This is a genomic window from Streptococcus pneumoniae (genome assembly GCA_040719455.1).
GTDB lineage: Bacteria > Bacillota > Bacilli > Lactobacillales > Streptococcaceae > Streptococcus > Streptococcus pneumoniae_G.
Genome location: JBFDTN010000001.1, coordinates 345,321 through 357,969 on the forward strand (window position 1 = coordinate 345,321; position 12,649 = coordinate 357,969).

Below are 12,649 nucleotides of genomic sequence, written 5' to 3' on the forward strand. Positions count from 1 at the left end.
AGGGCAGTTTTTTCTATGAAATATATAGAAAGGTAAACGTTTTCTATATAGATGTGTTATAATAGGATTTGAAAAAAGTGAAAGAAAAAGGAAGGATTATGAATCAATCATCGAATCAGGGCATGTGGAATCGCCTTTTGAAATTTTCCATTCGAACTCTGGCTGTGGGAGCTGTATCCCTAGCTGTGGGGGATTTTTGGTGTGATTCACATACTTTAACACGAGTTCAAGCAGATATACTTGAGCAAAAGAGCGAGGATATTTCTGTCACCTACCAGTATGTTGCAGAGTCTGAGTTGACTGAGCAGGAAAAATCCCTTATCCAGCAAGGTCTTCCTCAAAATACCAATCAAGATCAGATCTATTATTTGGTCTATCGTGCAAAGCCACTCGCTACTCTTCCAAAAACCAGTGGAAATTCTGCTGAGCTTTCCCTAGCTTTAGGAGCAGTCTTTTTAGTCATTGGAGTAGCCAGTCTTTCTAGTCGAAAATCAACTACAGAAAAGATTATTCTTTCTTTGACCTTGTTAACGGCAGGAGGGGTAGCGATGCAACTTCCTACTATCAATGCCTTAGAAAGCAAGTCCTTATCTGGTTATCAAGAGACTTTTGTCTTGAAAAAAGGGGAGCCATTACCAAAGACGGCAGAAATTCCCAATTTTAGCTATGTAGGCTATATTAAAGGAAGTTCCAGTGTAGAAGCTAAAGGGGAGTTAGTAAATGAGCCAAAAACTGTGAAACCTTCTAGCACTGTAAAAGAAGATGAACAGACTAGCTCGCAAGGCAAAGCGTCTAGCCCTGCCTCAAAAGAAGAAAGCCAAGTAAAACCAAATACTCCTTCTGTGCATGAAGATACTTTAGCTCCTACAATCCCAAAACCCGTAGAGATGCCAACTCATAGCGTAGGCGAAGAACCAGCACCGACAGTAACCTTGCCAACTTTGGAAGTTCCAACAGAACCCCATTCAAGTGTGGGCGAAGCTCCAGCGCCAACGGTAGCTTTGCCGACTTTGGAAGTTCCGTCAGAACCTCACTCTAGCGTAGGAACGGAATCGGCACCAACGGTAGCCTTGCCAACCTTGGAAGTTCCGTCAGAACCTCATTCAAGTGTGGGAAGTGAACCTGTGCCGACGGTAGCTTTGCCGACTTTGGAAGTTCCGTCAGAACCCCATTCAAGTGTAGGAAGTGAACCAGCACCGACAGTAGATTTGCCAACTTTGGAAGTTCCAACCGAACCCCATTCAAGTGTGGGCGAATCTCCAGCGCCAACGGTAGCTTTGCCGACTTTGGAAGTTCCGTCAGAACCCCATTTAAGTGTAGGAAGTGAACCAGCACCGACAGTAGATTTGCCAACTTTGGAAGTTCCGTCCGACCCCCATTCAAGTGTGGGAAGTGAGCCAGTTCCGACAGTAGCTTTGCCAGCCATGGAATTCCCAGAAGAACCTCACTCAAGTGTAGGAAGTAAACCAGCACCGACAGTAGCTTTGCCAATTTTGGAAGTCCCAGAAGAACCTCATTCAAGTGTAGGCGAAGAAGCAGCCCCAACGGTAGACTTACCGACTTTGGAAGTCCCTGTGGAACCACATTCAAGTGTGGGAAGTGAACCAACACCGACAGTAGCTTTGCCAATTTTGGAAGTTCCGTCAGAACCTCACTCAAATGTAGGTAGCGAGCCCGCCCCAACGGTGGATTTACCAACTTTGGAAGTTCCAACCGAACCCCATTCAAGTGTGGGAAGTGAACCAGTACCGACAGTAACCTTGCCAATTTTGGAAGTTCCGTCAGAACCTCACTCCAGTGTAGGTAGCGAATCAGCCCCAACTGTGGACTTACCAACCTTGGAAGTTCCGTCCGACCCCCATTCAAGTGTGGGAAGTGATCCAGCTCCAACGGTATCTTTGCCAACTTTTGAAGTTTCCGAAGAACCTCACTCCAGTGTAGGTGACTCCCCAGCTCCAACGGTGGCTTTGCCAGCCTTGGAAGTCCCAGAAGAACCTCATACCAGTGTGGGTGACTCCCCAGCCCCAACGGTGGACTTGCCAACCTTAGAAGTTCATTCGAGTGTTGGTTCAGATCCAGCCCCAACAGTAGCTTTATCAAGCCTAGATCCAGCTACCATTCCAAACTATAGTGTTGGAGATGTTCCTCCACTAGTGGTTGAAAAGCCAGCGTTAAATCCGGATACTCTACCTCCAGTAGTGGATAAGTCAGCCTTGGAAATGGCTCAGAATCTCTTAGAAACTACCTTATCAAGTGAGCTAGATACAAAAGGCTATACCGCTGATAGCATCGAGAAATATGAGGAGGCAAAGACCCAAGCTATCAGCCTCAATCAAGAAGCAAAAGAAATTCTCTTGAATGAAGAAGTCGTTCAATCTCAGATTGATAAAGCCAAGGTACAAGTGGATTTGGCGTTCAAGCAGCTAGAGGATTCCAAGGAAGCTCTAGTAGTGGACAAATCGTCTCTTAGAAAAGCCAAAGAAGAGTTAGAGCATGCGATTACAGCAGTAGTCGATACAAAGACGAAAACAAAAGCCTCTGTACTTCGCTATGAAGAAGCTTTAGATGCAGCAAAAGCGGAGCAAGAAGTAGCAGATGGAGTCTTATCTAATCCTTACGCGACTGTCGCAGAAGTAACTCAAGAAACACCAAAGGTAAGCTTAGCACTCGCTAATCTTTTGGCTGCAAAAGCCGCTTTGGAAGATAAGCAAGTCTTGCCTGTGCCTGAGATTTCGATTAGCAGTGTCGTAGGTCATGCTGCTGAAAAAACGGTGACAGTGCAACCAATGATTGAGCAGGCAGTAGCTTACCAATCTGGAAAAGTTCAGCTCTATCATGGTGAAACCTTGATTGCTGAGAAAGCTCTCTCAGACTTAGATAATCCAGTTACGTTTGACCAACTTTCCCTCAATACTCCTTATCAGGTCATATTGACGATTCAGTATGATACTAAAGATGAAGAAGGAGTCAAGACACTTTCTTATGATTATAGAGAGCTTGTGACGTTGAAAGACGAGACTCCGATGAGTCTGGAGTTGCGTGACATCACCTCTGCTGAATTGTATGGTCGCAGGGAGAATGAGACAGCCTTTAGAAGTGCAGGACGTTTGGGAACACGTCGTTATGTGACCTTATCCGAAAGACCGAGTGATTTAAGTCAGTATTTTGTCAAGTTAAAATCTCAAAAACAACTCGAATGGTTATTGCCGATAGCCTCCATCACTGAAGAAACAAAAGATGGCAAAGCTGTCTATAAGATTACAGCTGATTTATCGGAATTAAAACAAGATACAGCAAATCATGGAAATCTTGAAGACGGATATAGTTTTTATGTACCAAAAGTAAATACCAGTCAGGCAAATGTTTACACTTCGTTTGCAGCTCTTAGAAAAGCTATACTGGCAAATCCATCTGGTCTCTTCACACTTGGAGCTGATATGACAGCTGATGAGATTGCTTTAGAAAATGGCGCTTCTAGCTATTTTACTGGTGAATTTTCAGGAACCTTGCAAGGAAAAGATGGTCATACCTATACGATCTATGACTTAAAAGCACCTTTATTTGAAACATTAAAAGGGGCGACGATTGACCATGTAGCACTCAAAGATGTAGCGATTCGCTCAAGTGCAGATATTGGCGCGCTAGCAAAAGAGGCAGTGAATGCAAGGGTTCAGCATGTGGCTGTAAAAGGAAATCTTGAAGCCAAGGAAAACGTCGGTGGCTTAGTATCAAAGGCTAGTCAGACAAACTTTACCCATGTTTCTTTTGTGGGTGGTATCACAGGAAAAGACAGTATTCGACAATCTCATAGCGGAGGGATTGTTGGTCAAATGACAGGGGGTCAGATTGATAGAGCTGTTGTGCATGCGGATATGACAGTCCACTCAGCCTTTCCAACGCTGAATAATAATGGCTTAGTTGTTGGTAAGACTGAAAATGCTGTTTCTCTCAAACATCTTTATGCCAAAGGTAGTTTGCTTGAGTTAAATCCTTTGACCAATAATCCTTTCATAGCTGGAGGCATTGTTGGATATTTGGACGGTAGCTTGAGTGATGCGATTAGCGCTGTTAAGGTTGATCGGGGAAATCCTGTCCATGGAGCGCAGTATTACAATGAAGCGACGATGACCAATATCTATCTCGTTGAAGGACAAACCAGTATTGCAGCCGATCGTGAAAAAGAGCAAACAGGAACACTTCTTGCCGAGGCAGATTTAGAAAAGAAATTATCTGATTTTGGCTTAGAGGTACCAGCTGAAAAGCAAACAATTGAAGCAGTGACGAATTTCTCTGTCCTACCACATGCACGAAAAGACCATAAGATAGCTTATGAAAATCTTGAAAAATTGCTTCCATTCTACAATAAAGAAGAGATTGTTCGCTATGGAAATCTAGTAGATGAAAAGGATAAGCTAGCAACAACAGAATTACTCAGTGTGACGCCTTTCAAAGTAAATGAGTTTCTAACGGAAAATCTCTCTCAACCAAGTGATGTCATAAAAATCTTGCTGATTTATAAGGACAAGACGAGTGAATACCGCAATGTGACCTTCCAAAAGACTGTGTCGAATGGCAATATTTTTGAGTATCAAGTAGAAGGAACAAATCTCGCCTACACCCCACGCTCTTATAAGATGGATGTGCAAGCGATTTTAGAGAAGGTTCTTCCAGAATTTAAGAAGGTGAGCGTATCAAGTGTGAAAGACTTGTATGAGATTTCAACCTTTGATACTCTGGGCTTAAATGAGACGATTCAAAAAGTTGTTGAGACGATTGAACCTGAGCTCAAGAAACTCTTAGCAACGAGTCTCCATGTAGGAGGCACTCAAGAATTGATTCACCAGCATATTGCCAATTATTTGTTAGAAAACAAGGAGAGAATTGTCCTTGGATTGGCTTATTTGAATCGTTGGTATCATATCCAGATCGATCAGACAAATGCGAAAGATTTGATGGTCTTCCACCGTGATTTCCTTAGTGGTGCTACGATTAGTAGCTTGGATAAGGTACTTGCGGTGACAGACAAGATTGGCTATCTGATGGGATTCCAAGTGGAAGAGACATATCAGAAAGTGTTGGCAGAAAAAGAAGAACCTAAGGATATTGTCTCTTATCTCAAAGCCTATCGCCAGATTCTTGCACCAAGTTTGAGTAATAACGATTGGCTCAGACAAACTTCAAAAGCCTATATTGTTGAAGAAAAATCACTCGCACAACCAGATGCGTCAGTTGATTTGTTTGATCGGTTGGATAAATTAGGCAATCAAGGCAAGCTCATTTTAGGGCTTTTGACCTTGCCGAATAAGGGAGTCTTTGTCATCTCCACATTGTCTTCTATTGCTCTTGGAATGTATGATCGTTACATGGATATGGGGCTTGAAAAGACGAATCCAGAGATGTTTAAAACAGAGATAGAGCGAGTGGAGCGAGACATTCAAGCGACAGCTGTGCGCCATCGTTCTTATTCTGACTTCTGGAGCCGTATGCTAGGTGCGGACAAAGAGCGTGTTCGCAAAGACATCTTTGTCTGGGACCAATATATGAAGCGTGGAAAGACATCGACTAATGAATGGTATGCGAGCTATGGTCCGAATTCGACTGACGCTATTCGAAACTTCTTTGGCTTACTTGGCTATTGGAAGTCTGGTTCAGGAGAAATTGACAATGCAGGAGCCTATACGATTGGTAGTGTGCCAACGATTTACAATGTTCAAGCTCGTATGCTAAGCGTTGATGGTGCAGCTACCTATACTCATGAGATGACCCATGCTCTGGATAGAAATAGCTATTTCTTAGGCTATGGTCGTAGAGAGCATTTAGCAGCAGAAGCCTATGCCTTAGGACTCTTACAGTCTGTTCACCATTCGGCAGATGCGGTGATTGGTTTTAACAACATGGGTCATCTGGACTACGGTCTTCACAATACCGAATCAGACCGCTTTAAGTCTGATAAAGATTTGCAAGACTATCTCCATCGCCAGCTCGATGTGGTTTATACCTTGAACTATCTGGAGGGTCAATCTGTCTTGAAATTGAGAAAAGATCAGCAGAAGATGATTCTTCATCAGCTAACGACGGACCAAAGTGATGATCGCTATGGACGTATCTATGCAGGAGCAATTTCCGATGAAGAGTGGCAGAAGATTCACTTAAAGACATTTACAGATTTGATTGATCATAATCTGCTTTCCAATCGTTTTGAGGATAGTTATGATGTCAATCTGATTAACAAGCAGTTGAGCAGAAATGGATACTTTGTCTTACCGCTCTTTAAGCCGATTTATGCAGCATCTGAAAATTTTGCCGGTGCTCCAAATCCAGTGCTCTTTAGAGAAATGGCATTCAACCTTTTAGCTGAAAAAGGCTACCGAGAAGGCTTCTTGCCGTATGTGACCAATCAGCTAAAAGCAGCATCTGAAGCAGCAGGTCACAAGGTCTTGACAGACCAATTTATCATCAACAAGATTTATCCAGATGGGCAATACCCTACAATCACAGATTTCAAGAAAGCGATGTATCAACAACGGATTGATCAATTAGGCAACTTGAAGTCGATCAGCTTTAGATATGATGGTAAATTCTATAAAGATGTGGATGTTGCTCGTTTGCAGCGGATGATGGATCAAGCCATGCAGGATGATCTTCAAAACTACAATTTCTATAATTCTTGGCAATCCTCTGTCAACAAGTTGAAAGATGCGATTTATAGAGCATATTTTGCAGATACACAAGAGTTTATGACATCCGTTTATAAGGATAATGCCTAGATAAGAAAACTACCTAGACTTGCAGGTCTAGGTAGTTTTTGTGTTAGATTGATGATTTATAAGACGTGATTCCGATAATCACATCGACTGCTTTTTCCATGGTTTCTAGGCTGACATACTCAAAACGTCCGTGCATATTTTCTCCTCCAGCAAAGATATTCGGAGTTGGAATTCCCATAAAGGAAATCTTAGAACCATCTGTCCCACCACGGATCGGCTCGATAATTGCTTGAATGTCAAGATTCTCCATGACTTCTTTAGCAATAGTAACAGGAGTCATGTCTTTTTCAATGACCTGTTTCATGTTGTAGTATTGGTCAGCAAGTGTCAGAATTACGCGCTCGGTGTCGAATGTCTGGTTCATATCTCGTGCGATTTTCTCCATAAGCGATTTGCGGTTTTCAAAGGCTTCTGTTTCAAAGTCACGGATGATGTAGCTAGCATGGGCTTCCTCCACAGAGCCATCTACTTTCATGAGATGGTAAAAGCCTTGATAGCCGTCTGTTTTTTCTGGACGGTCTTCTCTTGGCAGTTGAGCATGGAAATCCATGGCTAGCTGCAAGGCGTTAATCATTTGATTTTTAGCGGTTCCTGGGTGAACATTACGTCCTTTAAAGGTAATCTCAGCACTAGCAGCACTAAAGGTTTCGTATTGAAGCTCACCAAGAGGACCTCCGTCCACGGTATAGGCGAAATCCACAGCAAAATCTTCGGCGTTAAACTTATCTGCTCCGACCCCAATCTCTTCGTCTGGACCAAAGCCTACACGAATCTCGCAGTGCTTGATTTCTGGATGGGTATGGAGGTACTCGATAGCTGTCATAATTTCAGCGATTCCTGACTTATCATCTGCACCGAGCAGGGTCGTACCATCCGTTGTGATGAGGGTTTGACCTTTGTAGTTTGAGAGATTTGGAAAGTCTTTTGGACTCAAGTGATAACCAGATTCACCAAGAGGAATGTCTTTTCCATCATAGTTTTCGATGATTTGTGGATGAACGCCTTCTGCATTAAAATCAGCAGTGTCCATATGGGAGATGAAGCCGATTTTTCGGGTCAAGCTTGGATCATTGGCAGGGAGTGTCCCAATCGCAAAGCCGTTGGGGAGGTAATAGACATTTTCAAGCCCCACTCGTTTCATCTCAGGGATGAGGACGTTTTGGGCAAAATCCACTTGACTTTGCGTACTTGGAGTGGTAGTAGAGGTTTCATCAGAGCGAGTATTGACTTTTACATAAGTCAAAAAACGCTCGAGTAGGTTGGGATATTTCATGCGTTCTCCTTTAAAATATATTGTTTAATAGCAGTTGCAACACCATTTTCTTCGTTGCTGTCAGTCACAGCGTCAGCGATGGATTTAATCGTATCGCTGGCATTTCCCATAGCAACGCCGAGACCTGCAAATTCGAGCATTTCGATGTCATTATTGGCATCACCAATAGCCATGATATTTGCAGGATCAATGCCTAATGTAGCAGCGAGTCGAGCAAGAGCCGATGCTTTACTTGTACCTTTTGGCAGGGTTTCATAGATGACTGGCTGCGAACGCACGCCATTGAAACGCTGGCAGAGCTCTTCTGCGTAGTTTTCTTCAAACTGATCAAGGATGTCTTTTTCTGCTAAAAACATCCCTTGAAACATGGTGTGTTGGTGAGATATAGCCTCATCAAGGCTGATCTCTGTTGGTATCGTAAAGACAAGACTAGCGTCGTGGGTGACAATGTCGCTTGCAGGCTCATCCACAACAAAGTAATGCTCTTCATCAAATAAGGTAAACTGGACAGGGCTATCTTTAGCAATACCAGCTAGATAGCGAATGTCATCTTCATTGAGAGCTTGGTAATCCACGAGCCTCCAATCACTCGTCTCATGAGTCGAGCAGCCGTTGTTGACAATGACGTATTCATGCTTCGCATCAAGTCCTAGTTTCTCAAAATAAGGCTTGACCCCAATCAAGGGGCGACCGGTGCAGAGAACCAGCTTGACACCTTTGGCTAGGGCTTGGTGGATAGCGTCGATATTTTCTTGGGGAATTTCCTTAGCTTCGTTGAGCAAAGTCCCATCCATATCTAAGGCAATCAGTTGAATCATAGCGACCTCTTTTCTAAAAAGCAATTCTGCCCTCATTATAGCATAAATTGGGCTAAAATAGGGAAAAATCCTAACGTCATAACTAGAGGACGAAAATGCTTTTTTCAACCTAGCACAATCAGTGCTAGTTATGATATAATAAATAGAATACCCTAAAAGGATGAGAAAGATGAACGTAGAAGAATTAAAACAGCGTCAGGAGAAGATTCGCAACTTCTCGATTATTGCCCATATTGACCACGGGAAGTCCACCTTGGCAGACCGGATTTTGGAAAAGACAGAGACGGTGTCAAGTCGTGAAATGCAGGCTCAGTTGCTAGACAGCATGGACTTGGAGCGCGAGCGTGGGATTACCATTAAGCTCAACGCTATTGAATTGAACTATACGGCAAAAGATGGAGAAACCTATATTTTCCACCTGATTGACACGCCGGGGCACGTCGATTTTACCTATGAGGTATCACGGTCGCTTGCAGCCTGTGAAGGGGCGATTTTGGTTGTAGATGCTGCGCAGGGAATCGAAGCGCAGACCCTTGCCAATGTCTACCTTGCCCTCGATAATGATTTGGAAATCCTGCCGATTATCAATAAGATTGACCTGCCAGCAGCAGATCCAGAGCGGGTGCGTCAAGAAATCGAAGATGTGATTGGACTGGATGCTAGTGAAGCGGTGCCAACTTCTGCTAAGGCTGGAATCGGGATTGAAGAGATTTTAGAGCAAATCGTTGAAAAAGTTCCTGCCCCAGCAGGAGATGTGACAGCGCCGCTCAAGGCCTTGATTTTTGATTCGGTCTATGATTCCTATCGAGGGGTTATCTTGCAGGTGCGTGTCATGGATGGTATTGTGAGACCTGGCGATACGATTCAGATGATGAGTAATGGTAAGACATTTGACGTAACAGAAGTGGGAATTTTCACTCCGAAAGCTGTTGGTCGTGACTACCTAGCAACAGGTGACGTTGGCTACATTGCAGCCTCTATCAAGACCGTCCAAGATACCCGTGTCGGAGATACTGTAACCCTTGCGAATAACCCAGCAGATGCACCTCTATCTGGCTATAAACAAATGAATCCGATGGTCTTTGCAGGTCTTTATCCAATCGAGTCAAATAAGTACAACGACCTGCGTGAAGCTCTTGAAAAACTCCAGCTCAATGATGCCAGTCTTCAATTTGAGCCAGAAACCTCTCAGGCACTCGGTTTTGGTTTCCGTTGTGGATTTTTGGGACTCTTACACATGGATGTTATCCAAGAGCGTTTGGAGCGAGAGTTTAACATTGATCTGATCATGACAGCGCCTAGCGTTATCTATCAGGTCAATATGACAGACGGTGATGTCCTTGATGTGTCTAACCCATCTGAATTCCCCGACCCAACCAAGATTGATTCGATTGAAGAGCCTTATGTTAAGGCGCAAATAATGGTGCCGCAGGAGTTTGTTGGAGCCGTGATGGAATTGGCGCAACGCAAGCGTGGGGATTTTGTGACCATGGATTATATTGATGACAATCGCGTCAATGTCATTTATCAAATTCCGCTTGCCGAAATTGTCTTTGATTTCTTTGATAAGCTCAAATCCTCTACTCGTGGCTATGCTAGCTTTGACTATGAAATTTCTGAATACCGCAAGTCAAATCTTGTTAAGATGGATATTCTCTTGAATGGCGACAAGGTTGATGCTCTCAGCTTTATCGTTCATAAGGAATTCGCCTATGAACGTGGAAAATTGATTGTCGATAAACTGAAGAAAATTATCCCTCGTCAGCAATTTGAAGTGCCGATTCAAGCAGCAATTGGGCATAAGATTGTGGCGCGGACAGACATCAAAGCCCTTCGTAAAAACGTTCTAGCCAAATGTTACGGAGGAGACGTCTCACGGAAACGCAAACTCCTTGAAAAACAAAAAGCTGGTAAAAAACGCATGAAAGCAATCGGAAGCGTCGAAGTCCCACAAGAAGCTTTCCTTAGCGTCTTGAGCATGGACGAGGAATAGAACAGTCCGGGGGCCTGTTCTATCCCCAAGCGTCAGCGCCGGGTTTTGAGCGGTGTGCTATTTTATCCCGAGCTTGAAAACAAGATAGCGAGGTAAGTCTAGTGGACTGTTCTATCCCCAAGCGCCAGCGCAGGGTGTCCAAATGGTGTGCTATTTTATCCCCAAGCGCTAGCGCCGGGTGTTCAGATAATGGACTATTTTATCTCTGAACCAAGAAATAAGAGTGGGAAGATAGATTTAAGTGGATTTAAAGTCTGAGCCTAGAAGAAGGCAGAGAGCTGATTGTCCAACGATTTTTATTGAACTTGGCTTTGATTTGGACAACAATCCTTTCGGATTTGGGATCAGTTCTGAAATAGAGTTTGAAGAGAAAGAAGTGCGAAAAAGAGGTCTAGTTGCGATTAACGTCTGGCAAGACCTCTATTTGCGCTTGTGGATTTCACATCTTATCTTTAAAAGAGGGCTATAAGCGCCAAAGAAAGGCACGCAACAATCTGAAGTTTGTGATAGTAGTAAAAGGTCAATCATGGAAGAGCGATTTATAAGAACAAAGATTGGAGAAGTCTATACAACTTTTCGACAAGGAAATCCAACAATTCTTTTTTTGAGCGGTATGGGCTTTTTTTCGACAGCGGACAATTTTCGGCTAGTCATAGAGAAATTACCAGAAGAGATAGGAATTCTCACGATTGATTTACCGAATACTGGAAAAAGTAAGGTGCGAAATCAAGCAAATGACTCGATAAAAGATGTGATGACTAGCCTCTCTCAACTCATAAAAGACTATTCGATTGAAAATTATGGGATTTGTGCCCATAGTATCAGTGGAATTTTGGCCTTAAAATTATTTGAAAACGATTCTTCTTGTCGATTTTTTGTGGGGATTGAGCCAACAACAAGAGAGATTTTATATGGGAACTTATCCAAAAATCCTTATCCAGAATTTCAAGCTTTAGAGGAGCAGTTGAGTGCTTCTGAAAAAACGTTTGAAGATTATTTAAGGGAGCTTTCAGAGCTCTACTTCTCGCCACAGGATGCTCACCAACTCTGGCAAACCTATCATGAGGCACAGGACAAGCTTGCTTTAGCAGATCAAGCTCCTATTCAAGCCTTTATTTCTATTGAAGAGAAAGAGATTTCTACACAAATGCCATCAGATATTGCAGTTATTCTTTTTTGTCAAGAATTTCGTGTGGCTGAGTATGAGCGTTCTGAGTATGTTCATCCTGATTCAGACGTGACCATTGTAGCTGGTGGGGATTTTCATTATCTTCATTGGTCAGAAAGTGAAAAAATAGCAAACTACATCAAGAACTATATGGAGAAAAGTCATGATTCGACAAGCAAAAGAAAGTGATATTCCAGCGATTTTGGATTTGCTGGAGCAAGTTTTACAGGTTCATCATGCGGTGCGACCAGATTTATTTCAAGATTCTGGGCGTAAGTTTAATGAGCAGGATTTACAAGAGATGTTAGAAGATGAAGTGCGTCCGATTTTTGTCTATGAAGATGAAAATGGTCAGGTTTTAGGGCATTTATTTTGCCAATTAAAAAGAGTGGAATCGCCTGTTTTAGTGCCGATTAAAACACTTTTCATTGATGACTTATGTGTGTCTGAAGCTGCGCGTGGACAAAAAATTGGGCAACAACTTTATCAATTTGCAGAAAGATTTGCACGCAAGGAAAATTGCTACAATGTAACCCTAAGTGTTTGGAATGATAATGCTAGCGCCCTTCGTTTTTATGAGCATCTCGGTTTAAAGCCCCAAGACACGATTATGGAGAAGATTTTGTAAAA

Annotated in this window: 6 protein-coding genes; 4 read left to right on the forward strand and 2 right to left on the reverse strand. The window is 43.0% G+C overall.

Annotated features, from left to right (window positions below; translation table 11 throughout):
• Positions 1 to 98: 98 nt before the first annotated feature.
• Positions 99 to 6,767, forward strand: a complete 6,669-nt coding sequence (locus tag AB1I63_01615) for a ZmpA/ZmpB/ZmpC family metallo-endopeptidase (GenBank protein MEW4353587.1) — start codon at positions 99 to 101, stop codon at positions 6,765 to 6,767.
• 43 nt (positions 6,768 to 6,810) lie between these two features.
• Here the strand turns inward: AB1I63_01615 and pepT are convergent, their stop codons facing one another.
• A complete protein-coding gene (pepT, locus tag AB1I63_01620) occupies positions 6,811 to 8,040 on the reverse strand; it encodes a peptidase T (GenBank protein ID MEW4353588.1) in 1,230 nt (409 codons plus the stop codon).
• Positions 8,037 to 8,858 carry a Cof-type HAD-IIB family hydrolase gene (locus AB1I63_01625; protein MEW4353589.1) on the reverse strand — a complete coding sequence of 274 codons (822 nt, stop codon included), beginning with the start codon at positions 8,856 to 8,858 and terminating at the stop codon, positions 8,037 to 8,039. The genes pepT and AB1I63_01625 overlap by 4 nt, the downstream gene beginning before the upstream one ends.
• A 169-nt stretch (positions 8,859 to 9,027) precedes the next feature.
• On the opposite strand from AB1I63_01625, the gene lepA reads away from it, so the two are divergent.
• The 3 genes from lepA (at position 9,028) to AB1I63_01640 (ending at position 12,647) form a co-directional block, all read left to right on the forward strand.
• Positions 9,028 to 10,851 carry a translation elongation factor 4 gene (lepA, locus tag AB1I63_01630; GenBank protein MEW4353590.1) on the forward strand — a complete coding sequence of 608 codons (1,824 nt, stop codon included), beginning with the start codon at positions 9,028 to 9,030 and terminating at the stop codon, positions 10,849 to 10,851.
• Between the two features lie 526 nt (positions 10,852 to 11,377).
• Positions 11,378 to 12,208, forward strand: coding sequence for an alpha/beta hydrolase (locus AB1I63_01635; protein MEW4353591.1), 831 nt, complete (start codon positions 11,378 to 11,380; stop codon positions 12,206 to 12,208).
• Positions 12,183 to 12,647 carry a GNAT family N-acetyltransferase gene (locus AB1I63_01640; GenBank protein ID MEW4353592.1) on the forward strand — a complete coding sequence of 155 codons (465 nt, stop codon included), beginning with the start codon at positions 12,183 to 12,185 and terminating at the stop codon, positions 12,645 to 12,647. Before AB1I63_01635 ends, AB1I63_01640 begins: the two co-directional genes overlap by 26 nt.
• The last annotated feature ends 2 nt before the right edge of the window (positions 12,648 to 12,649 follow it).